Source organism: Streptomyces sp. NPDC001852, assembly GCF_042891825.1.
GTDB lineage: Bacteria > Actinomycetota > Actinomycetes > Streptomycetales > Streptomycetaceae > Streptomyces.
Genome location: NZ_JBIATN010000064.1, coordinates 1 through 22161 on the forward strand (window position 1 = coordinate 1; position 22161 = coordinate 22161).

21 protein-coding genes and 3 pseudogenes are annotated in these 22161 nt (G+C 68.5%); 12 read left to right on the forward strand and 12 right to left on the reverse strand.

The features are described from left to right. Positions 1–90: 90 nt before the first annotated feature. The 7 genes and pseudogenes from ACFYZB_RS45515 to ACFYZB_RS45545 all read right to left on the reverse strand — a co-directional run bounded on the left by ACFYZB_RS45515 (position 91) and on the right by ACFYZB_RS45545 (position 8985). Entirely contained in the window at positions 91–417 is a 327-nt protein-coding gene (locus tag ACFYZB_RS45515) for a hypothetical protein (RefSeq protein WP_388767832.1), read from the reverse strand. Positions 418–520: 103 nt separating this feature from the next. Continuing rightward, positions 521–1123: a hypothetical protein gene (locus ACFYZB_RS45520; protein WP_388767834.1), complete on the reverse strand. Its 603-nt coding sequence runs from the start codon at positions 1121–1123 to the stop codon at positions 521–523. A gap of 180 nt (positions 1124–1303) precedes the next feature. Beyond that, a pseudogene (locus ACFYZB_RS45525) lies at positions 1304–2131 on the reverse strand (IS110 family transposase); the annotation flags it as partial. Positions 2132–2344: 213 nt separating this feature from the next. Next, positions 2345–2587, reverse strand: coding sequence for a hypothetical protein (locus ACFYZB_RS45530; RefSeq protein WP_388767836.1), 243 nt, complete (start codon positions 2585–2587; stop codon positions 2345–2347). Positions 2588–2600: 13 nt separating this feature from the next. Beyond that, positions 2601–6629: a polymorphic toxin-type HINT domain-containing protein gene (locus ACFYZB_RS45535; RefSeq protein WP_388767838.1), complete on the reverse strand. Its 4029-nt coding sequence runs from the start codon at positions 6627–6629 to the stop codon at positions 2601–2603. A 212-nt stretch (positions 6630–6841) separates the two neighbouring features. Next, positions 6842–8398, reverse strand: a complete 1557-nt coding sequence (locus ACFYZB_RS45540; protein WP_388767840.1) for a S1 family peptidase — start codon at positions 8396–8398, stop codon at positions 6842–6844. 62 nt (positions 8399–8460) lie between these two features. Beyond that, positions 8461–8985, reverse strand: coding sequence for a hypothetical protein (locus tag ACFYZB_RS45545; protein WP_351203320.1), 525 nt, complete (start codon positions 8983–8985; stop codon positions 8461–8463). A gap of 977 nt (positions 8986–9962) precedes the next feature. On the opposite strand from ACFYZB_RS45545, the gene ACFYZB_RS45550 reads away from it, so the two are divergent. The 7 genes from ACFYZB_RS45550 to ACFYZB_RS45580 all read left to right on the forward strand — a co-directional run bounded on the left by ACFYZB_RS45550 (position 9963) and on the right by ACFYZB_RS45580 (position 14929). After that, positions 9963–10433 (forward strand): NUDIX hydrolase, encoded by a 471-nt coding sequence (locus ACFYZB_RS45550; RefSeq protein WP_388767843.1) that lies wholly within the window; start codon positions 9963–9965, stop codon positions 10431–10433. Between the two features lie 100 nt (positions 10434–10533). Continuing rightward, the gene (locus ACFYZB_RS45555; RefSeq protein ID WP_388767845.1) at positions 10534–11274 is read left to right on the forward strand and encodes a DUF6879 family protein; all 741 of its coding nucleotides are present in this window, start codon (positions 10534–10536) and stop codon (positions 11272–11274) included. After that, positions 11271–12119: a helix-turn-helix domain-containing protein gene (locus ACFYZB_RS45560; protein ID WP_388767847.1), complete on the forward strand. Its 849-nt coding sequence runs from the start codon at positions 11271–11273 to the stop codon at positions 12117–12119. The genes ACFYZB_RS45555 and ACFYZB_RS45560 overlap by 4 nt, the downstream gene beginning before the upstream one ends. A gap of 86 nt (positions 12120–12205) precedes the next feature. Beyond that, positions 12206–12670: a hypothetical protein gene (locus tag ACFYZB_RS45565; RefSeq protein ID WP_388767849.1), complete on the forward strand. Its 465-nt coding sequence runs from the start codon at positions 12206–12208 to the stop codon at positions 12668–12670. Beyond that, on the forward strand, positions 12667–13005 hold the full coding sequence (locus ACFYZB_RS45570) for a hypothetical protein (RefSeq protein WP_388767851.1): 339 nt from the start codon (positions 12667–12669) through the stop codon (positions 13003–13005). The genes ACFYZB_RS45565 and ACFYZB_RS45570 overlap by 4 nt, the downstream gene beginning before the upstream one ends. Before the next feature lie 652 nt (positions 13006–13657). Continuing rightward, positions 13658–13996, forward strand: coding sequence for a hypothetical protein (locus ACFYZB_RS45575; RefSeq protein ID WP_388767852.1), 339 nt, complete (start codon positions 13658–13660; stop codon positions 13994–13996). 414 nt (positions 13997–14410) lie between these two features. Further along, complete coding sequence (locus ACFYZB_RS45580) at positions 14411–14929, forward strand: hypothetical protein (RefSeq protein WP_388767854.1); 519 nt, start codon at positions 14411–14413, stop codon at positions 14927–14929. Between the two features lie 157 nt (positions 14930–15086). Here ACFYZB_RS45580 and ACFYZB_RS45585 read toward each other — a convergent pair whose 3' ends face one another. Continuing rightward, complete coding sequence (locus tag ACFYZB_RS45585) at positions 15087–15623, reverse strand: hypothetical protein (protein WP_388767856.1); 537 nt, start codon at positions 15621–15623, stop codon at positions 15087–15089. A 324-nt stretch (positions 15624–15947) separates the two neighbouring features. Between ACFYZB_RS45585 and ACFYZB_RS45590 the strand changes: the two genes are divergently transcribed. The 3 genes and pseudogenes from ACFYZB_RS45590 to ACFYZB_RS45600 form a co-directional block, all read left to right on the forward strand. After that, the gene (locus tag ACFYZB_RS45590; RefSeq protein ID WP_388767858.1) at positions 15948–16184 is read left to right on the forward strand and encodes a hypothetical protein; all 237 of its coding nucleotides are present in this window, start codon (positions 15948–15950) and stop codon (positions 16182–16184) included. A gap of 5 nt (positions 16185–16189) precedes the next feature. Next, positions 16190–16726, forward strand: a complete 537-nt coding sequence (locus ACFYZB_RS45595; protein WP_388767860.1) for a DUF6879 family protein — start codon at positions 16190–16192, stop codon at positions 16724–16726. Next, a pseudogene (locus tag ACFYZB_RS45600) lies at positions 16723–16806 on the forward strand (transcriptional regulator); the annotation flags it as partial. The gene ACFYZB_RS45595 and the pseudogene ACFYZB_RS45600, both read left to right, overlap by 4 nt. A 333-nt stretch (positions 16807–17139) precedes the next feature. Here the strand turns inward: ACFYZB_RS45600 and ligA are convergent. Next, complete coding sequence (ligA, locus tag ACFYZB_RS45605; protein ID WP_388767862.1) at positions 17140–19227, reverse strand: NAD-dependent DNA ligase LigA; 2088 nt, start codon at positions 19225–19227, stop codon at positions 17140–17142. A gap of 281 nt (positions 19228–19508) precedes the next feature. Next, positions 19509–20396: a hypothetical protein gene (locus tag ACFYZB_RS45610; RefSeq protein ID WP_388767864.1), complete on the reverse strand. Its 888-nt coding sequence runs from the start codon at positions 20394–20396 to the stop codon at positions 19509–19511. On the opposite strand from ACFYZB_RS45610, the gene ACFYZB_RS45615 reads away from it, so the two are divergent. Together ACFYZB_RS45615 and ACFYZB_RS45620 are read left to right on the forward strand one after the other, a co-directional pair. Continuing rightward, positions 20395–20676, forward strand: coding sequence for a hypothetical protein (locus tag ACFYZB_RS45615; RefSeq protein WP_388767866.1), 282 nt, complete (start codon positions 20395–20397; stop codon positions 20674–20676). The two genes, ACFYZB_RS45610 and ACFYZB_RS45615, sit on opposite strands and share 2 nt — an antisense overlap. Continuing rightward, positions 20663–21178, forward strand: coding sequence for a hypothetical protein (locus tag ACFYZB_RS45620; protein WP_388767868.1), 516 nt, complete (start codon positions 20663–20665; stop codon positions 21176–21178). The genes ACFYZB_RS45615 and ACFYZB_RS45620 overlap by 14 nt, the downstream gene beginning before the upstream one ends. 51 nt (positions 21179–21229) lie before the next feature. On the opposite strand, the gene ACFYZB_RS45625 is transcribed toward ACFYZB_RS45620, so the two are convergent. Next, positions 21230–21583, reverse strand: coding sequence for a hypothetical protein (locus ACFYZB_RS45625; protein ID WP_388767870.1), 354 nt, complete (start codon positions 21581–21583; stop codon positions 21230–21232). A 147-nt stretch (positions 21584–21730) separates the two neighbouring features. Then, positions 21731–22161: pseudogene (locus ACFYZB_RS45630) on the reverse strand (hypothetical protein); the annotation flags it as partial.

A 22161-nucleotide genomic window follows, 5' to 3' on the forward strand; every position in this document is an offset into this window, starting at 1 on the left:
TCAGCCCCACGTCACGAGCCCGGGAAGACCGTGAAACGAATCGAAACCCTCACCGAACATGTGCGCCTGAAACAGCAGCGAGGTTAATGATCAAGGTAAGAACACGCCCCACGTCAGGACAGCGCGCGGGATGCGGGGGATGAGCACCGAGGGGTCGTCGCCGGGGTGCAGGTGCAAGTTCCGCCAGCCGTGGACATGGGCCATGTACGCGGCTGCGCCATCGATGACGTCGGCCCACCGCTGGTGTCCAAGGACCAGGAAGCCGGCCGAGTAGAGGTCATCGTCGGCGGCGCCGTCGATCCCGGCAACATACAGGCCCCGGTGGACGATGAACCCGTCGTCGGCCGCGCCGTCGGCGCAGGGCCCAGAGCTGTTCGACCGGGCGCATGCTGCCGTCGTCGCCCTCGCTGGTCTCAATCTCGTACAGAGCCTTCGTCACCACGGGGCGCTCACGTCTTCGAGAAGGGCCGCCAGGAGCTCGCGGGCGTCGGTCTCGTGCGGGTCGCTGTAGGAGGCGTGGTCACTGACGTGGAACACCGTGTCCTTCGCGGTGACCCGTGTACCCGGGCATGACTGTGGCCGCCCTGCCCTCCAGCAGGGTGTTGAGGCGTTCCGCGTCACGGGAGGCGAGCCAGGTCTGGGTGTACGGGCCCATGCGAAGCAGGATGCGGCCGGAGTTGTCCGTGCGGCGGGCTTCGACGTGGACGGCGTAGTGCGCGGGCTTCATGCCGACGTCGTCGGAGATGTCGAGGCCCGCCGCGGTGTGGGTGAGCGGAGTGAGGGCCGGGTGCCACACTCCGAGGATCCTGTCCGTCTCGCAGCGCAGCCAGCCCTTGCCGGTGTAGCCGAGTTGGGGGCCGTGGAAGTAGGCGGAGGCGTGCGGGGTGTCGGGGTGGACCAAGGAGACGGCGATCAGGTCGGAGCCGTGGTCGTCGCCCGGGCGGGGGCGGGCCCTTTCCACGAACGGTCCGACACGTACAGCGATGTCCTGGTAGAGGCCGGGCGTCCAGGTCTCCATGTCGCGCAGTGCGGCGAGCAGCGCGCGGAACTGGTCGACGGCGGCCTGGTCCTCGGGGCTCAGAGCGCCGGGCGCGTGGCCGCAGCGGCGGAAGAGACGCTTCATCGGGTGGGCTCCTGGTCGGGGGTGGTGTGGGCGGGGCTGGCGGCAGGCGTTTTCAGTACGCGCGGGAGGTGGATGTGGAGGTGCTGGACTTCGACCTGGCGGCCGCGGTCGCGGAGTGCTCGGGCCAGGAGTTCGGTGAGTCCGCTTGCGCTTTTCCGGACTAAGCGGCAGTCGATAACCTCAACGCTCTGCTACTGCCATGACCGCGTGCGCGGGGGGTGCCTCTATGTCTTTCGTCAAGCGAGGCGTGGGGTTCTGGGGGGCGTAGAAGGTGCCGTCGCGGAGCATCGCGAACAGCACGTTGATCCGTTGTCGGGCCAGACGGAGCAGTGCCTGGGTGTGGGTCTTTCCTCTGGCCCGGCATTTGTCGTAGTAGGTGCGGGAGGCGGGATCGTGCAGGGCGGCGAATGCGGACAGGAACATCGCGCGTTTGAGTTGCCGGTTGCCGCCGCGGGGTGCGTGTTCGCCGTAGATCGAGGTTCCGGAGGACTTGGTCGTGGGGGCGAGGCCGGCGTAAGAGGCCAGGTGGGCGGCGGTGGGAAAGCTGGTGCCGTCGCCGACGGTGACCAGCAGTGTGGCGGCGGTCCTGACGCCGACGCCGGGCAGCGACGTCAGGACCTTGGAAAGAGGGTGATCCTCCAGCAGGGCCTCGATCTGGGCTTCGAGTGCTCGTCGCTGTTCGTGGACGGCGCCGAGAGAGCGGGCCAGCGACGGGATGACGATGTCGAGGGTGCCGGTGCCGGGAACGACGACGGTCTGTTCGTCGAGGGCGTCGAAGACGTCGTCGATCAGCCGCGCTGCCATGCGCGGGGCCTTGGGCCGTATGACCTCGACGAGTTTGCGGCGTCCGGCCTTTCGCAGGGCGGCGGGGGATCCGTAGCGTTCCAGCAGCCAGGTGACGGCCTGGTGGTCGAGCCGGGGGCCGAGGACGCGTTCCAGGCTGGGGTGGAACTGGGTGAGCAGGCCGCGGATCCGGTTGCTGGTGCGGGTGGCCTCGGCCGCGAGGTCGCAGGAGCCGTACAGCCTGGCACACGACCGGCTCGGAGGCCTGTCCGTGGGAGCACTCGAAGGTTCCCAGTGCGTGGTCGACGAGCTTGACGGTCGCTACCTCAGGCTTGTCCCGCGCCTGGGCCAGGCCGAAGACGTCACCATGCATCAAGATCCTGCAGGCCGACGTACGATGCCCTCCCGAGAAAATTCGCGAGGGCATCGTCTCAGTAGCTATGAGATTTCGCCCAGCCATTCCCAGTTGCCGGGCCGCGACTGCAGGATCCTGAAGCCTTGTTCGAGGACGTCGGTCAGGCTGGATGATTCAGCACGAATGAATCCCTGCTCGCCCAGTCCTGGACCTGACATCACCAAAGTCCAGGGCTCACCGCCTTGCGTCATCCTTTCATCGTCCACCTTGAGAATCACTGTGACGCCTGAGCGGCCCAGTCTCTCCATGAGCTGCTCAATATTCATTCGTACGCTCCTATCAAAAGCCTCTCAAGGCTGCTGAGATTTCATCGATGTCATGCAGTTGTCCCTTGCCGACCCTGTCGATGACGCTTCGAAGATCGGCGGAAGTCGGTCCACTCGTGACGTTGTTGAGACGCATCAGCTCTTCGACGACAGCTTGCGCAGTGCGTTTGTTTCCGTTGTTGAACATGTGCCCGCCCGCAATGTCGCGAATCACGACGGCCAACTTATCCCAGAGGCTGTTGTAGCGGCTGGCGTTCAGCATGGTGTTCGCCGGCGAGCCACTGAGCAGGGCTTCGCCGCCAAAACCACGGTTGATATCGGTGATTTCCTCAGGAGTCACCGGTGACTTGAATCCCCCCGTCAGTGGGCAGTCGGAATTGTGTACCAGGACTGGCGTGGCGCCGGCCAGCACATAGTAGGTGTGGAGTTCGTCGACGGTGAGGTTGTAGGTGCGGGTGTGCTGGTCGAAGGCGTGGTTGGCCTGGACGCGGACGGTGGCGCCGTTGGTGCTGAGGAGGGTGGTGCCGGGGGTGAGGTCGTGCGCCTTGACCCAGTGGCGTGTTGAGGGGCTCCAGAAGGGGTGTTCGTAGGTGGCGGTGAGTTTCCGGGGGCCCTTCGGCGTGGTGATGGTGAGTTCGTCGAAGTGTTTGTCGCCGTCGGTGATGATGAGACGGCTGACCTTGCGGGGGCTGGTGCGGCCGGTGAGCGGGTCAGTGGCCAGGACGGAGTCGCCCGGGTGGACGCTCTCGATTTTCTTGGTTCGGCCGTTGGCCATCAGGACTTCGGTGCCGGCCGGGAAGCACTGCGTGCACACCTTTATGTAGCGGGAGTATCGCAGGTCCTGCAATGCTTCCATTCCTCGCTCGAGGAGCTTGAACTTCGAGCTGAGGAGGATGTCTGAGCCGAGTTGGAGGCAGGCGACGGCGTCGCCGCCCTTGCAGTCCTCGAACTGTCCGATGCCGAGGACGTCTTTCGCGAAGTCCCACGCCTGCTGCATTGCAGCGCTGGCGGCCGGGGCCTGCGAAAGGATCTCGCAGAAGGTCTCGTTGTGCTGGCACCAGCGCGCCGGGTGCTCGACGGCGTCGCAGCCGAGCATGCCGCAGCGGTAGCGTGCTTCGGCCTGGGCTCCGGTGTCCTTCTCGGCGGCCTTGCGTTCGGCTTCCTTCTTCTCCACGGCCGCCTGGAAGGCGTCCTTGAAGGCCTGGTCGGCGGCCTTGGAGTCCTTGCCGGCCGCGATTTCGGAGGCGCGGGCCTGTGCTCCGGCGCTGTAGGCGGCGGTGGCGGATGCCTGGGCCCACTCGGCAGAGTCGGCGGCGTCGAGGGCGGAGGTGGCCGCGTCGCTCGCGGCCTGGTCGGCGGAGGCGGCGGCCTTGGCGGCGGTGTGGGCGGAGGCGGCTGCCTGGTCGGCGGAGGCCTGTGCGTCCTTGGCGGACTGGGCCGCCTGGTCGGCGTAGCCCTTGGCCTGCTTGGCCGATGCGTCGGCCTTCTTCGCCCAGTCGGCCGCCTGGTCCTTGGCCCTGGCCGCGGTGGCGGCGGCCCTGTGGGCGTCGGCGGCGTTCTGCTGGGCGGTGGCCGCGACACCGGCGGCGTCCGCGATCAGCTGGGCGATCTGCGCGGTGTGGGTGGCGCCGAGGAAGTCCTGGCGCTGCGCCTTGTACTGCCCGACCCGGATGAACTGGTCCAGCAGGTCGTCGGGGCCCTCCAGCGCGATGCGGGCCGCCGATTTCACGACGGGGCCGTTGGCGCTGTTCTTGGGGTTGGCGAGCTGGGCTGCGCGGACCCGTTCGTCCTGGGTGCGTGCCTGGTACTGGCCGGTGGTGAGGAACTGCCGGTATTTCTGCGGGTCGTTCGAGTCCAGTGCGGCCCGGCCGGTCTGCTGCACCACCGGTCCGCCGGCGTCGATGATCTGGGCGATGTTCACCCGGAAGTCCTGCGCCCCGGCCTCGTACTGCCCGGTGGCCAGGAACGCCGAGACCTGCTCGTCGCTGCCCTTGAGTGCTTCCTCGGCCGCGCTGCGCACCGCGGCCAGGGAGCTTTCCTGGGCGAGGGTCTGCACGCGGTAGCGGTCGTCCTGGTGGGCGGCCTGGTCACGGCGGGTGGTGAGGTAGTCGACGACGTCCTGATCGGTGCCCGTGAGAGCCACCTCGGCGGCGCCCCGGCTCCAGGACCCGCCGGTCTGCATCGTCGCCAGCGCGACCTTGCGGCCCGCCGGAGCGATCGCCTTGGGGTCGGCTCCGGGCTGGGCGGCCTGCACGGCCAGGTTCTTGGCCTGGTCGTCGGTGTCCTTGACCTGCTGGGCCGCCGCGGCATCGGCGGCTGTCTGCTGGTCCTGCTGGGCCTTGAGGTCCTTGGCCTGCGCGATACCGGCGTTGGTCCGCTCGGTCAGTTCCTCCGTCTCGATCTTGACGGCGGTGGCGTGGGTCTTCTGGGCCTTGGCGACGGCCGCGGTGGCGGCGTCGGCCGCGTCCTGGGCGGCCTTGGCGTGCGCCGCGGACTGGGCTGCGGCGGTGGCTGCCTGACCGGCGTGGGCGGCCGCGTCATCGGCGTCCTTGGCGGCGTTGTCCGCATGCGTGGCCGCCGCGTTGGCCGCGGCCTCCGCGTCGCTCGCCGCGCCGGCCGACTCCGCCGCCAGGGACGCGGCCGCGTTGGCGGCGCGGTTGGCCTCCTGCGCGTGGCGGTGGGCCGCGGCGGCTTCGGCACCGGCCTCGGAGGAGTGAACGCCCGCCTGGGTGGCGTAGTTGTTGGCCTGGTCCGCGGCATCGGCGGCGGCGTCGGCGTTGGTGCCGGCATCGGCGGCGGCCTTCGCGGCATTGCCCGCATCGGCCGCCGCGTTGCCGGCCTGCTTGGCGGCGTCCGCCGCCAGCCGCGCACCCTTGGCCGCGGTACGGGCGTCATCGGCCGCCTTGCGCGCCGCGGACGCCTTGCCCGCGTCATTGGCCGCGTCCGCAGCCGCACTCTGCGCACGCGATGCGGCCTGCGCGGCCCCCACCGCCGCCGAAGCGGCCCGCTCGGCGGCGCTCGCCGCGAGCCGCGCACTGTTGTTGGCGGCGGCCGCGGCGTCGATCGCCTCCTGCGCGGCCTCCGCGGCCTGCTTGGCGGCAGAGGCCGCCCGGCCGGCCGCCGAGGCGGCGTGCAGGGAGTCGTTCTTGGCGGCCTGGGTCTCGGCCGCCGCCTTCTGCGCGGCCTCCTTGGCGAGCTTCGCCGCCGTCACGGCGCGGGCGGAGGCGTCCTTGGCCGCCTTGGTCTGGGCTGCCGCCTTGGCGCCGGCCTTCGTGGCCTGGTCCGCGAGCTGGGCGACGGTGGCGTGTTCCTGGTCACGGGCGCGCGCCACGTACTGGCCGACTTCCAGGAACTCGTGGATGTCGTCCGCCGAGCCGTTCAACGCGATCCGGCCCGCGGCCGCCACATTGGAGCCGCCGGTGCTGATGATCTGCGCGACCTCGACCCGCTCGTCCTGCGCCCGCCGGTCGAACTGGCCGGTCGACAGGAACGCCTTGATGTCGTCCGGCGTGCCGTTCAGCGCGGCCTGGCCGGCCTTCTTCACCTCCGGGCCGCCCGCATCGATGATCTGCGCGACCTTGACCCGCTGGTCCTGGAAGTACGGGTCCTGCCAGCCGTCGTCCAGGAAGTCTTCTAGTTCGTCTTGTTTTCCGTCCAGAGCCTTGCGGGCGGCGTCCTGCAGATTCAGCCCGCCCACGCTGGCGAGCTGGGCCACGGCAACGCGCTCGTCCTGGAACGTGGCGTCCTTCGCCGTGTCGAGGAAGTGCCGTACGTCGTCGTCGCTGCCGGTCAGACCGACTTCCCCGGCGGCCCGCACCTCGGGGCCGCCCGACGACCACAGGGCGAGCACCCGAGCGCGGTCGGGTATTTCGTCGGTATTCGTGCTGCCGCCACCAGCGGGGGCACCATCGGCCAGCGCTCGCGTGGGGACACTACCGAGTAGGCCGGCGGCAAGAGCGATGGGCAGCAAAATCAGACAAAGCAGGCGTGCCGCATACCAAGTCGTTCTCACCGCGGCACTCGCGGGCTTCAATTTTTTCAACTGTCTCTCTCATCGTTTGCAATTAAATGAAGTCGGCAGTCATGCATCGCATCCTCGAAACAGTCGGTCTCTCTGCCATTGACGCGGGACAACATGACGCCGCTGGTGCACGTACTGGGAATGGCCCGGTGCATCCGCACCGCCGTGCCATCAGACACGGCGGCGGGAGCCGTTTATCGGCTGACGCAAAGCCAGATTCCGTACCAGGGTGGTCAGTTGGCGGGTGCGAGCTGGATCTCGTCGTGGAGGCCTTGGGCGTCGACGCCGGTGAAGTAGCTGACGTGGCCGTCGTTCCAGCGGACGAGGATGTCGTTGGCGGTGGTGTTGCTGGTGAAGGCGCCGACGGTGACGGCGGCCGCGTTGGTCCAGTACGACTTCTCGGGCCGGATCCTGATCTCGCCGGGCAGAGCCTTGCCGGTCATGCCGGGGTAGAGGGTGGTCTCGCCGTCGATCCAGCGCACCAGCAGGTCATCGGTGTCCTTGCCGGTGAAGGAACCGGTGGCGAGTTTCTCGGCGAAGGGCCAGGTGTTGTTCTTGGCGACGGTCTGGGTCTGCTTCTTCAGCCCGTTGGCCGCCAGGTCGCTGAAGACGGAGACATGGCCGTCCTTCCAGGCCACCAGCAGGTCGTCGCGTCGGCCGCCCGGGGTGAAGCGGCCGGCGGTCAGCTGCTGGGCGTCGTCTCGCCACTCGGCGGTCTTGGGCGGGGCGAGCTGCTTCTCGCCGTGGAAGCCCTTGGCATCGACCGTGGGGTAGAGAGTCATCTCACCGTCACTCCACCGCACCACGACCCCGTCGGTGGAGCCGCCCGTGTTGGCACTGGACACGTTGACGGCATGCGTCCAGATGCTCTTCTCGGGCTGCAGCTGGTGGTCCGCGGCGAAGGGGCGGGCGGGGTCGTCGCCGTAGCCGCCCTGGTAGAGGGTGACCTCGCCCGTGTCCCAGACGACGATCAGGTCCATGCGGCGGGTACCGTTCGCGGAATCCCCCGCGTAGTAGCCGGCCGTGATCTGCACGGCGTGCTTCCACGGCGCGGCCGCGAAGACGGGGGCATAGGCGACCTGCTGGATCCAGGAGGCCAGGTCGTCGACCCGGGCGGCCACCGCCCCCGTACGGGTCTCCGCCGGGTCGGTGCCCAGGCAACCGCCCTGCCAGGACAGGCTGCTGACACCCACGACCGCTCCGCCGGTGCTCAGGACCGGACCGCCGGTGTCGCCCTTGCAGATCGCGGCGCCGTCGGACTTGCCGGCCAGATCGAGGCTGGTGGCGGCGGTGTTCTGGACGGTGAAGGCGGCGGCGTGGACCTGGTCGGGCACCCACTCGGTCTGGGTACGCCCGAACCCGGCGGCCTGGACCTCGTCCCCGGCACCAGGCGCGGCCGCCGCCACCGGGACGGGGGTGATACCGGTGACGGGTTTGGCCAGTTGGGCCATCACCACGTCCCGGTCCGTGCGCGGCACCAGGTTCACCACCTGCTGGGCGCTGCCATGGAGGGTGGCGGTCGTCTTGAGCTTGGGCGCGCCGGGGGCGAGGGCGCCGGGGGTGTCGGTGAAGCAGCTCGCGGCGCTCAGCAGCCACTGCGCGGCGACGAGGGTGGCCGAACAGCCGTGCTGGCCGCCGACATCCAGGCGTGCGGTGGCGGCTGTGACCGTGTCAGAAGCGGTCGGGCCGGACACGGCGGTGGCGGGCGCGGCGGTCAGAGCGGCGGCGGCCAGCGAGGTGGCGGCGATCAGACCGCCGGTCCACGCGGCGCGCGGACGAAAGCCAGACATGAAAATGTTCCTTGCTGTCGTACGAGAGCGATGAGAGAGGGCAGGCGGGCGGGTGGACCGGGTCAGCCGGTGACCCGCAGTTCCAGCAGCACGCTCGGTGCGCCACCGGCCGCGCCCTCGCCCACGCTCTGGTAGCCGTTCTTGTCCACGCTCACCGTCTTCGCCGGCGCCGAGGGATCCGCCTGCGGCCGCAGGTCCGCGCTGATGGGGTGGTCGGCGGTCTCCAGGGCGAACACCCGCGGGAGTTCGAGGGAGAGGTAACCGCTCTTGGCGTTCGCCTTGAAGCAGTACGCGCCCTGCGGGTTGCCGCTCTGTCCCTGCACGGTCAGGACCTTGATCTGCTGAGCGGAGTCGTCGCACGTGGCGAGGGTGATGTGCCCGTCGCCCCTGATCAGTTTGATGCCCTGAGCCTTCTGGATCTGATCCGCGTTCGGATACGCGTAGTCCTCCACCGCCGACGGCGGCGTGGCCCCGGCAGTTCCCCCTGTCGGCTGCGGGTCGGCGGACGCGAGCATCGGCGCGCCCGCCAGCGCCAGAAAGACAGCAACCCCCGCGACCGGGAACATCCTGCGCATACGAGGAGTCACCCGAATTCCTTTCCAGGCACGGGTGACGGCATGACGAAACAACATCTGCAGCCCCCCGCGCACACAGACGTAAAACAAAAATAAGTGGTCGGGCGTGACGCTAATGCGGCGGTGGAAAGGAAGGCAACGTGACAATCTTCACGGGTCGTTCACGGAACCTCGACAAGTAAGTCGCAGTTACGCGCGTAGGTGAACTGAGCCCCCGCGACGGCGTCACCTGCCAGAGCGCCGACGTCTCCGTCGACACTTCCGGCTACTCCCTCGACGTCGGCCAGGCCGCCACCGTGACCGCCACGATCTCGTGCACCGCGCGCCTGTCGGACATCGGCCTGCCTGGCCTGCCCGGATCCAAGACCCTCACGGCATCGTTCACGAGTCCGATTGATACCTACCGGGGGCGGCAGTGATCCACGGCGTACGGAACCTGCTGGCCCGCTGCCGCGCCGAAGCGGTCACTCGCGGCGACCGCGGGTCTACCTCTCCAACTGGGGTGTTGCGACAACCACTAGAACTTGGGTGCCTCGGGGGCTTCTCGACACGGGAAGCGCCGGTGCCCTTGCCCTCCGGCCACGCGCCTATCTCGACGTCGATCCGGCCGGCGGGCTCACTGTGGGTGTGCAGCTTCAGCAGCGCTCGGTAGGACGCAACCCAGCGACTGGGAAGCGGCTCCCGGGTCTTCAAGCGCTGCAGATCCGCTGGACAAAGCCGCAGGTTAATGAAGTGTATGTCCCGGATACAGGGACTGAAGCGACTGAAGTTCAGGGTATACGGGACTTCAGTCGCTTCAGTCGCTGAAGGCGAGGGATGTACGTTGCGGCGACAGCGCGCGGCGGGTGAGGGAACGCAGACGTCGCTGGGCGGCCCCATTAGCACGCCTCGATGCCTCAACACGCGCTGGCTCGCCGTCCCGTTCTACTGAGGTTGCCTCCCTCTGACGACGTCACCAATTCAAGTTCAGTAGCGGGTAGAACGCGGTGATGAGCGAGCATCCAGCCCTGGCCATGGCAGTCATCGTCGAGGAGGGCCGCCTCCTCTTGATCCGCCGCAGCGTCGTCGAAGAAGACCTCGTATGGGCACTGCCCGGCGGGACTGTCGAGCCTGGCGAAGCGGCGGAGCAGACCGCCGTGCGCGAGGCCCTGGAAGAAACCGGGCTGACCGTTGAGGCCGTCGAGGACTTCGGAGAGCGCGTCCACCCCGATACCGGCCGACGTATCACCTATGTGGCATGCATGGCCGTCGCGGGCGCCGCACACTCAGCCTCGCCCCGCGAGGTCGCCACCATCGCCTGGGCAGAACCCGGCGAGATCCGGCAGTACGTGCCGCGCGGCCTATACCCGCCCGTGCCGGAGTACCTCGACCGCCGACAGCCGACCGTCCGCTGTCCGGTCAGGACGGCCGTGCAGGGCTTTACTTCATGTTGGGGTGACGGCAGTAATTGCGCGCAATAAGCCGCTCGGCGTCTGCATGCGCAATCCCGTGCAATCCTGCGGTGCGCCCGCGCGATCCAAAGCAATCTGGACCTTCGACCCGCCAGAACGGAGAGCACCCATGACGCTCAGGTTCATCGGCACCACCAGCGATGACGGCGACTGCCCGACCCTGTACGAGATCCCGGAGACCGACGAAATCCTCGTACAGGGAGACCGCGAGACCGACCCCGGCCATCTCGCCCACCTGCGGGATGTGAAGCCCTCCGAGACGTTCGTTCGCGTCCCCCGCAGCCTACTGACACGGTACGCGCCGAGGACCGCAGCCCCCGAGCTCCAGCCGTTCGCATCCATCTCCCACCTGTTCCGCGAGTTCCGGCACACCGCCTGGCGGCTGGAGACCCGCGGCGGCTACGCCTCCGACCGCAACAGCCCCAAGTGGCAGCGATGGCTGAACGGCGAGGACATCGCGAGCGAGCCGGCCAACACGTGGCGGGAGAACGTCGCCGAGCAGATTGCTGCCGGGAAGCGGTTCGAACGGGTGCGGATCGTCGACGAACCGCCCACACAAGGACAGGAATTCCTGCTCGCCAGCGCGCCCGGCAACGTGGCGGCCGGCGAGGACATCCGCAACCTGAGCCGCGGTGAGGCCGAGCGGCTGGGGCTGCCGGACTACGACTTCTGGCTGTTCGACTCGAAGATCCTCGCCCGGTTCGCGTTCGACGAGGACGACACCACCCTCGGCGTGTACGTCACCGAGGACCCCGCCGAGGTGCTCGCCGCCTGCCAGGCCCGTGACGCCGCCTGGCATCACGCCGTGCCTACTGCCGATTACGCCAAGCGGGTACGTTCCACGGTGTGAGCACCGACTTTCAGACTGCACGGGAGGCCCTCGGCGCGCGGCTGCGTGAACTGCGCGCTGAGGCCGGTCTGGAAGGCAAAGACCTTGCCGCGAAGACCGGTTGGCAGCCCTCGAAGGTCTCCCGCATGCAGAACGGCAAGCAGACCCCGACCCGCGAGGATCTGACCGCGTGGGCGCACGCCATCGAGCGTCCTGACGTCGAGGCCGAGCTGCACGGCCTGCTCGCCGGGCTGGAGATGAAGCAGCGGCACCGTTCCTGGCGCCGCCAGCTGGCCGGCGGCCACCGCGGACGGCAGGAGATCGCGGTACGGCAGACCGAGAACACCAAAGCGATCCGGGGCCTTGAGATCTCTCGCATCCCGGGCATGTTCCAGACACCGGAGTACGCCCGGGTCATCTTCGACAGTAACGCCGAGTTCCGTGGCATCCCGCCGACCACCGATGCGGCCGTCGAGACGCGGATGCGCCGCCAAGAGGCCCTGTACGACCCCGGGAAGACGTTCCGGTTCCTGGTGTGCGAGGCGGCCCTGTACCACAGGCCATGCCCTGTCGACGTGATGGCCGAGCAGCTGGACCGCCTGTACAACCTCGTCGGGCAAAAGCGCATCGAACTCGGCATCATCCCGTTCGGCGCACAGCTGCGGCGCACCGCCCCACACGCCTTCTGGATCTACGACCGCCGCCTCGTCATCGTCGAGACAATCAGCGAGGAACTCTGGCTCACCGGTGACGAGGACATCCAACTGTACGAGCGGGCCTGGGACTGGCTCGCGGAATCCGCCGAGTACGGGCCACCGGCACGCCGCCTCATCGGCCGCGCACGGGCATCGCTCGACCTCACATAAGCAATCCCAGCAACTGCCCCACCTACCCGCGCAATCACGCGCAATCGGCGCGCAGGCCTGCAATCGCCCTGGCTAGCGTCCTGGTCATGGCCCATCCGATGCGCTTCGCCGCACTGTACGAGGCCGGGGATACGTGGCTCGCCGACTGCAGCGAACACCCGGCTCTCGTCCGCGCAGCATGGGACGAGGAATGCCTCGCCCCTATCGCCTCCGGCGCTCCCTGGCTCGTCGCCGAGTCCAGCCTCACCCGGGGGTGGCCGGCGGCCTCGAGGATCCGGAACTCGCCCCACGGTCCCGTCCTCGCCGACCCCGACGCCAACAAGATGTTCTGGCTCGTCGAGCCGGGTGCTGCTGAGGAACTCGCCGATGTCCGCGAGCTGACCGTGCATCGCGCGGGCTGGTCGCTGTCTTGCCCCCCGTCGGGCCGGGAGGTGGACGGCAGGTTCTGGCTCTGGCGTCCCGACGGGACAGGCCACCTCAACGACTTCGCGCTCATCGCCGCCGCGTTCGGCCCCGGCGGCTACCGCCCCGAAGCGGAGGCCCGCGCATGACGACCGTCGAGACCCGCGCTCTGGTCGACATCCCTGACGATCTGCTGCCGCGCATCCTGTTGCCGCCGCTGGAAGTCCTGCCGGACGCCAGGGCTCGCGGCGCCGAGTGTGTGTGGGGTGGCGAACCGCTGTCGACCGCGACGGCCGTCGACCTCGGCGAGCGCGAGACCGACTCAGGGCACTGGTTCCCTCGCGCCTGCCGGCCCTGCACCCGTCGTGTCGTCCTGGCCGCTCGCAACGATCATTCCGGCCGGTGCGAGCAGTGCACGGATGACGCCACGATCTGTGAGACCCGCCGCGCCCTGCACGTTCTTGTCCTGGAGCTCCGCCGATGATCTGCGCACGCTGCACCGAGGAGATCGGCCGCGACGAGCCGACCGAGGAAATCCAGAACCACGGGGCGAGCGCTGCCGGCGGCTCAGTCGTCGTACACGCGCGGCTCTGTCCACGCACTCCCCAGCAGACGGCGTCGCCGCGCCGTTGATGCTCCTGCCCCTGGCGCACGCCGATCGTGTCGGAGGGGGGGAAGGACTCCAGCGGGCTCCGACGGCGCATCGGGAGCAAAGGCTCCCGCTGGAGATGTGGTCGTCCCCGCCCCCGTCGGGGACGACCACACCGGATCACCAGGTACATCGGCCCCGGCTGGAGGAGTGTTCTCCGGCCGGGGCTCCGTCATGTCGGGCTGTCGTCGCCGCCATCCCGGGTGTGCCGCCGACGTGCCGACAGCCCGCAAACTTGCTGGACAATGCCGCCCAACCGCAAAGCAGTACTACGCACGCGGTGCGCATCCGGGACTGCGTGCAGAGAGCCTGCCCCGGATGAGCCCGCGCGCCCAGGGTGTGCTTCGCGCGCTGCGGCACCGCGCCTTACGCGACCGCTGCAGGGGCGTCACCATCACGAATTGGCCTACCAGCACGAGGCGCAGCGGCAAAGACCACGGTGGGTCACGGCACGCGGCCCGCTTCGCGGGACGGAAAGGAGACTTTGATGAACCGTCGACTCGCCTCCCGCAGGCACATCGCCGCTGTACTGACCGCCCTCGCGTTCGGCATCACCGGGCTGGTCACCTCGGCGCCCGCCCACGCCGACATCCTCTGCCCCGGCCAGGTCGAGATCGCCTCGACCGCCGGGGACTTCTGCGTCACCCCACTCCCCGCCCCCGGCGTCACCGTCAGCGCATCGGGAACCACCACCGTCACCAACAACACACTCCTCCCGGTGACGGTGACCAACGACACCGGTGCAACCGCCACCGTCAACCCCGGCGGTCACACTGCACTCACAACCCAAACAAACGAAGAGATCATCGCGGAGATCAAATGGTGACCTCGGAGTCGGGTGCACCTTGCAGTAACCCGGCCGGTGACAGCGGACGAGGCTGATCAGGTACGTCGAGGCGGGCCCGCAGCGGCCTGGGCACCATCGCGGCAGCAGCCTGAGCCTCCGCTGTCGTTCAGTTGCCCGTCCATCGACGCTGAGCCGAATGGCAAGCAGAATCACCACCGCGTTTATCCGCCTTGCCCAGTCGGCGATTCCCTCGGCGGTGGCGCCCCGCACGCCGCTCACTCCCGCACGTAAGGGCGCCACCTGCGTGGGGGAGCATGTGCCCAGTTGTCGCTCGTTCGTGAGGGGTCGTAATGGCATCCATCCGCCGCGCCGTTCCGCCGGTGCTGCTCTCCTTGTTGCTGCTGGCGGGCTGTTCATCCGGTTCGCATTCCGGGTCGGACACCTCAGGAAGCAGTGAAGATCCCGGTGGGTGCGGGGCCGCAGAGGACGTACACGGTGCAGCAACAGCCGCCCGCGGGCAGCTGTCACTACCGGCACGAGAAGGGTGAGCCCCTCGAGGACCTGGCATGCACACCGGGCGCGACCTCGCCGGCCGTGACGCAGGCGAACTTGGCCACGACGATCTGCCGGAAAGGCGGCTACACCAAGAACATCCGGCCGCCGGAGGCGATCACCCGGAAGGAGAAGGCAGCGAACGCCGCCTCGTACGGCTACAAGGGCAGCCTCAGCGACGCCGAGTGTGATCATCTTCTTTCGCTTCAGCTCGGCGGCGACCCGAACGACGCCCGCAATCTCTGGGTGGAGCCGGCCGATCCGGGCCCTAAGCCGGACGGCGGCATCAACAACAAAAAGGACCCGGTGGAGACCAAGCTGCATACCGCCGTCTGCGCCGGCAAGGTGACCCTCCAGGCCGCACAGCAGGCCATCGTCACCGACTGGACCACCGCACTCAGTCGGCTCGGTATCAGCTGATCTCGCCAGGCGGAAAGGCTCGTCGATCGTCTGAGCCGCTCGTGTGGTAGCGCCCGGGCGGCCCAAATCCGCTCCTGAGGCGGGGTATGTATGTCATCGTGGGGCCGTCCGGCCCGTAGCTTTCCCCCGTAGCGGCGGGCCGGACGTATGCCAGCACTCAGTACCCGCGGTCCCACTCCCGGAGGGCGAATTCGGTGGCGGTGTCCCGGCCGCAGGCGTGGATGCGCAGCCGGTAATCGCCTGGGCCGTCGAAGGACAGCACCCGCAGCTCCTCGTCCAGGTCATCCATCAGGCCACGCACCGATTCCAGACGGTCCTCGGCGTCCCAGGTGCAGTGCCAGGTGTCCGGTTTGCGAAACAGGCGCCTCTTCCGGCGCAGTACGACCCTGCCCGCTGCGTTGTATTCATAGCGAACACCGTCCGCGCCGATCAGCCGCGTGCCGTCGTAATTCCGCTCGCCGCGGCTCTCCCCGTTCCCGGCCCGGTCGGGCCACCAGGCGCAGGCCCGGTTCCCGGCGGCGTCGTAGGTGTACTGCTCGGCCCAGTCACCAGCGGTGACGCCGCGAGGGCGCCCTGCGGAATCGAGGTCGAACTGCCAATCATGCCCGGAAGGCTGGTCCATGACGTGGGTCAGGAATCCGTCGGCGCGGTAGGTGTAGGCCCGGCCCCGGAGCGTTCCGCGGGGCGTGGCCACCGACCGACTAGAAATGCGGCCGATCGTGTCCCACTGAGAGGCAAGCGTCACCGGGGCCTGCGCCGGTCCCCAAGTGCGCTGCGTCTCCCGGCCCAGTACATCGCGGGCGAAGCCCAGTGTGTGGCCGGCGCACTCCACGCGCCCCGCCAGGCCACCCCGGTGCGGAACTTCCACACGATCCGGTTGAGTCGAACACGCGCATTGCGCCGCCGTTGCGGACAGGCGAGTGCTCACCCAGCATCAGGCGCAATCTCGCGCAATCCCCGAATGTGCGCGCGATTCGCAGCATTCTGAACGCCCGACCAGCCGGAACGGAGAGCACCCATGACGCTCAGGTTCATCGGCACCACATCAGAGCATGGCAACTGCCCGACCTTGTACGAGGTCGTGGAGACAGGCGACCTCGTCGTGCAGGGTGACCGCCTCACCGCTTCCGAGCACCTCGCCCAGCTGCGGGACGTGAAGGACTCGGAGACGTTCGTCGTCGTCCCCCGCGAGCTGCTCGCCCGCTTCGCACCCCGGGACGCCGAGCAGGCCGACGAGACGCAGACGAAGGAGTAGACGGAGTGCCGGACCTGATCCCGTTCGACGAAATCACCCACCTGTTCACGGATTTCGAGCACACCGCCTGGCGGCTGGAGACCCAGCGCGGCTACGCAACCGACCGCGTAAGCCCGAACTGGGCCCGCTTCCAGAACGGCGAAACCTTCGACTACGACCCTGCCAGCCCCTGGCACGCCGGCGTGCGCAAGCAGACGGAGGAAGGGAAGCGGCTCGGGCGTGTGCGCCTCGTCGACGACCCGCCCACCGAAGGACAGCGCTTCTTGCTGGCCTCCGGGCTCGGCAACGTCGCCGCAGGCGAGGACATCCGCAACCTGTGGCGTGCGGACGCTGTACGACTCGGACTGCCCGACTTCGACTTCTGGCTGTTCGACTCCCGCACGGTCGTGAAGTTCGTGATCGACGAGAACGATGTGACGGTCGGCGTCTACGTCCTCGAGGACGCCGAGACCGTCGTCCGCGCCTGCCAGGCCCAGGATGCTGCCTTGCACTTCGCTGTCCCTACCAGGGAGTTCCAGGCGCAGGTAGCGTCTGCTAGGTGAGCACGGATTATCAGTCTGGCCGTGAGGCCCTCGGTGGGCGGCTGCGTGAGCTGCGCACCGAGGCCGGCCTGCAGGGAGAGAGACCATCCCCGCGTCCGCGGGGAGCGCTGACCACGGCCCCACACCCACACCCGTACCGGCCCGGACCAGGGACCATCCCCGCGTCCGCGGGGAGCACACTCACTGACCTGCATTTCTACCGCGTCGCCAAGCCTTTTCTCACGACTTTCATCGAATCCGGCATATCAGACAAAGCTCCTTGCGTCCTGTCCTCATGCGCGGGCACCGGACGGCGGGCACTCCCGCACGAGTGGGGAGCACGCGGCCGGGCCAGCGCCCGCTGACAGAGTGAGGCACCACTCTTACGGGCGGAGGGTACCTGCCGCCTTGGCGCAAGGCCCCTGCCGAGTGAGTCAGTTGAGGTGGTTGGCTACGAGAGCGGCGAACTCGTCGGGGGTGGCGAGACGGATGCCGAGGGTTTCTGCCTTGGTGCGTTTGGATCCGGCTCCTTCTCCGGCGACGACGAGGCTGGTTTTCTTGGAGACGCTGGAGGAGGAGCGGCCGCCGGCGCGTTCGATGAGCTCGTTCATCTGGTTACGGCTGAGAGCCTCGAGCGGGCCGGTCATTGTGCCGGTGACCACGACCGTCATCCCGGTCAGCGGTCCGCCCTGCGCGTCGTCGGTCTGCGAGCCGCTCTCGGCTGCATCGCTGGCGGGAACGGGAGGGGTGGCGCCCGGCTCGGTCATGTTGACCCCGGCGGCGGCGAGTTTGTCGATGAGCGGGGCAAGTTCGGCGAGTTCTGCGACGATCGAGGGGGCCTTTTCGGTGCCGATGCCTTCGACCTGTTGCATGGTTTCCGCGTCTGCAGCGCGGATGGCGTCCATGGTGGCGAAGTGCCGGGCGATGCGGCGAGACATGGATCTGCCGGTGCCGCGGACGCCGAGGGCGCACAGCACCCGCGACAGCGGTTGGGCCTTGGCTGCGCTGATTGCGGCAAGAAGGTTGTCGGTGCTTGTCTCGCCCATGCGTTCCAAGGCCAAGAGCTGGTCGCGGGTGAGGGTGAACAGGTCGGCGAGGTCGGTGACGAGGCCGGTTTCCACGAGCTGGATGACGCGGGTGGCGCCGAGGCCTTCTATGTCGAGCTGGTCGCGGCCGGCCGCGTAGGAGAGGGAGGCGACGAGGTGGCAGTTGCGGCCGTTGGCGCAGCGCCAGCGCTGTTCGCTGGTGTCGATGCTGGCACCGCAGCGCGGACATATCTCCGGGAAGATGATGGGCTGTTCGTCGCCGGTGCGCAGGTGGGCGACGGGGGCTTCGATGCGGGGGATGACGTCTCCGGCCCGGCGGACCATGACGTGGTCGCCCAGGCGGAGGTCGCGGCGGGTGATATCGGCCGGGTTGTGGAGGGTGGCGTAGGTGATGGTGGAGCCGTCGATCTCGACGGGTTCCAGGACGGCGCGCGGGGCGATGATGCCGGTGCGGCCCACGTTCCACTCCACGTCCAGCAGCCGGGTGATCTTCTCGACGGCGGGCAGCTTGTAGGCGATCGCCCATCGCGGGGCCCGCGTCCCGGCTCCGGCGGCCTGTTGGTCGGCGGCCAGGTCGGCCTTGATCACGATTCCGTCGATTCCGAATGGCAGCTCCGCCCGTACGGCAGCTATCTCCTTCACCCGGGCCAGGACCTCCTCGACGGTCTCGGAGGTGATGCCGGGCACGGCCGTGGTCGCGGTGGTGTTCACTCCCAACGCAGCGGCCTGCGCCATCAGGTCACTGTGCGCACGCTCGCCGAGCTGCTTCGCCAGGGTCGTATCGGTGTCGGGCAGGGCCAGCAGGCCGTAGCCGAAGAACGTCATCGGTACCGTGTAGGCGCGTTCCTTGGCGCGCAGGGTGCCTGCCGCGGCATTGCGCGGGTTGGCGAACGGCTGCCCGCCGTGGGCTGTACGAACCTCGTTGGCCTGCTCGAACTGGGCGGTGGTCATCAGCACCTCGCCGCGGACCTCCACTGTGACCGGCTCGGTCAGCTCGCGTGGCAGGCCCTCGATGGTGCCAATCGAGTGCGAGACGTCCTCACCGGCCGTGCCGTCGCCGCGCGTGATCAACTTGGTGAGGCGGCCGCGGGTGTATCGAGCAGCAATCGCCAGACCGTCGAGCTTGGGCTCGACACTGAAGCGTTCTACCTGATGGCCGATGCGCCGGGCCAGCGACGCGGTCCAAGCGGTGAACTCCTCGGGCGAGAAGACGTTGTCCAGACTCAGCATGGCCACCGTGTGCGGCACATCCCCCTCCACGGCGCCGCCGGCAACCTTCCCGGTCGGCGAGTCGGGCAGCACCTGATCGGGGTGCGCCGCTTCCCATGCCGCGATGCCCCGCACGAGCCGGTCGTAGGTCTCGTCATCCAGCGCCGAGGTGCCGCTCGCGTAGTAGGCAGCCGAAGCGTTCACGGCGTCCTCGACGGCCTGCGCGTAGGCGGCTTCATCCACGATCACTGCTGCAGGTGTTGTCATGCCCGCCATCCTGCCCGCCGCCACTGACAACGCCGTTCAATCCTGCCCCTTCGGGACCTGGTGCACGTCGGTTCGGTGCACCAGGTGCGACCGCCGGACCCGCGCAGCGTGTTGCCGTGCACCGGGCACACCCCCCAGTGGACGTCGCACAGCTTCGAGTCGCGGGCGACGCGCGTACGGGCGAGGTCGCTCGCGGTCTCGCCGAGCGCCTCGGCGGCCTGCGCCACCCGAGCGGCGTCGTATGAACTGCCCGGCGCGCTGTGGCCTCTGCACCCACGTGCCTAGAAGTGCTCGCCGCGGCGCGGGTTCACGTCGACCCCGATGCCGGGTACCCACAGGCTTCCGTCGTCACCTGCGCTGATGTCCCAGGCGGTCACCTCGTCGGGGCACGTGGTGCCACGGGCCCGCAGATCGGTGATTGCCACGCGCGCGAGTGCGGCGGCCGCCGTGGGGTCCGTCTCGGGCAGGATGGTGCGCCACCACTGGTGCTCGTCGACGTCCTGCCAGCCCCGTGCGCGCATCTCGGCCGCACGCTCGGGGGTTTGATCGTGGTCGCGGTCCTCGATGGCGAGGTGGAACTCGGCGCCGGTGTCCGACGGGTTGTAGGACACGATCATGGTGCGTCCCCAGTCCCGTGCCGCCCAGAGCTTGAAGCCGACCCAGTCGCCGGGGGCCTGCACGGGCATGTGCTCCGCCCAGGAGGCGAGCATCCCGGCCAGCCGCTGCTCAGCCGACGCCCAGTCGAAGGCTGCCGCGTGCCCGTTGAAGGTCCACCCGTGGTTGTGGCCCGGGCCCTGCCGGTCCAGCTGCCACGTGTAGGGCAGGCGGCCCGCGTCGAAGTTCCAGAACTCGTCGCGGGCGAAGGTGGCCGCCGGGTGGGCGGACAGGCTCGCTTCGCTGTGGGTGCCGGACAGCAGCAGCGTCCGCTCTGGGGTGTTCCAGCGCACGCTGGGGCCGTGGGTGGTGCCGCCCAGGAGTGTGGGCTGGCCGATGCGCGTCACGATGGCCTCGTACACCGGCCGCAGGGCCTCGCGGCGCTGCACCAGGCTGCTTCCCCCTGCGTGCGTCAGGATCGTGAGTGGCCGGTCCAGCTCGGCGTCTTCGTGGGTGAGGAGGCGTTCTGCGATATCGGCCGCATTCTCGTGGACGGTCCCCGTGGAGTGTGTCATGACGATCATCCTGGCAGCCGCCTCCGACATTCCCTCCGACGCATTCGCCGCCGGTTCCGACCCCCGCCTCCGAACCTCTCCCGACGACATTGCCCCCGAGAGAACGGCACGCCGCGCGGTGACGGTCGCCGTCGCGTTCGGCCGTGCGACGCGCGCCGCTGACCCTGCTGTGCATGAAGTCGACTCGCGGCTGTACGCCTGCTTACTCCGACGCAACCCTTGGATTTGCTCCTTGGCTTCAATTCAAGGGTTGATACCTTGGGTTCATGCCAAGCAGTGAGAAGCCTCGCCTCATCCCGACCGGCAAGTGCTGGTGCGGCTGTGGGAAGGACGTCGGCCTGGGCAAGTTCTTCGCCGCCGGCCACGACAAGATCGCCGAAGCAGCGCTCATGGCCCTCAAGTACGACGGGTCCGTCGCTCAACTGCTCCACGCCCACGGCTTCGGCTCGCACCATTCCGTCCGCCATGCCGCCGTCACCGATCCGGACTGCTCATGGGAGAAGTGCGCCGACTGCAACTACAGCGGCGCCCCTGCCAGCATCGCCAACCACCGCAAGAAAGATCATCCCGACCGGCATGTCCTCGCCCAGGCGATTCGCGCCCTCGGCGGCACCTGGGATCCGCAGCGTGCCATCAAGGCTCTGGGCGACCACGGTCACACGTGGGAAGACCAACGGGCAGCGGAGAAACGGGTCCGGCAGATCCTGCGCGACCTGTGCGTGGACGGGCTCATCGTCAAAACCGACCCTCAACGGGCTGTCTACGACCTCGTTCAGGAGTAGAGCCGGGGACCCGACGGTACCCAACCGACACATGCCTGGCGCTACCAGGTCTCATCGCCCTTGGCCGCTTTCCCCGTGATTCCCCGCTGTTCCCCGCTCTATCTGGTGCGCTTGTGGTGTGGCGGTCGCGTCCTCGCCTGGTGTCGCCGACTCGTCGGCTTCGCCGTACAGGTTGGCGCGTAGGCGCTCCTTGGCCTTTTCTAGCCGTGGGCCGTAGTCGGGCATGAAGATCTCGCTCAGCGTCTTGTCCAGCGTTCCTGAGATCGCGTAGATCGGTGACCAGACGGTTCGGTCGTGCACGATCCCCTCGAGGTCGTCGGATCGGAACATGACTTGGTAGAGCCAGTCCGACAGCACGAACGCTTGATCGCGCGTGAGCCGGATGGTGATCGCTTCCTCGTCCACGCCCTCAACCTAGCGGCCTCGAATCGAGATGACTTCTTAGGAGTTCGAGCAGGAGCCCTCTGCAGGTGCCTCACCGTAGAAGGGCACGGGCATGTCTGGCTGCTCTGGACCGCTGGTGTTCCTCGACGTTGATGTCAGCCGTGGATGTCACCCGCGTCCGTTGAGGGCGTCCGCTAGGGCTTGGGCTTGGCTTGGTGCGATGCCGAGGGCGAGCGGTATGCGGCGGGGGCTGTAGGACGACGAGCACACGGCGATCGGGCTGTCAGTAGTCACGGTCCAGCGCGGTTCGCTGTCAGGCTCCTGCTCGCCGACCAGCACTGTTGCCAACTCGTTAGCTGCGTCAAGATCTATGCCACAGTGGGCCAGCGCTTGCGCCACCATGGAGCAGGCTTCGGGCGGCATGTCGGCATCGCCGAGCATCGGAAGCAGGAGCAGAAGGCGCTGTGAGCCATCGGTCAGACCTTCGCTGCTGGCTTGTGTGGCCTCAGACGCCATCCGCTTTCCGAACGTGATCATTTGGTTCGGGCTGGGTGGGCATGAACTCCGCCTGGCGGCGGGAGAGATGGGCGTGTTTCGTC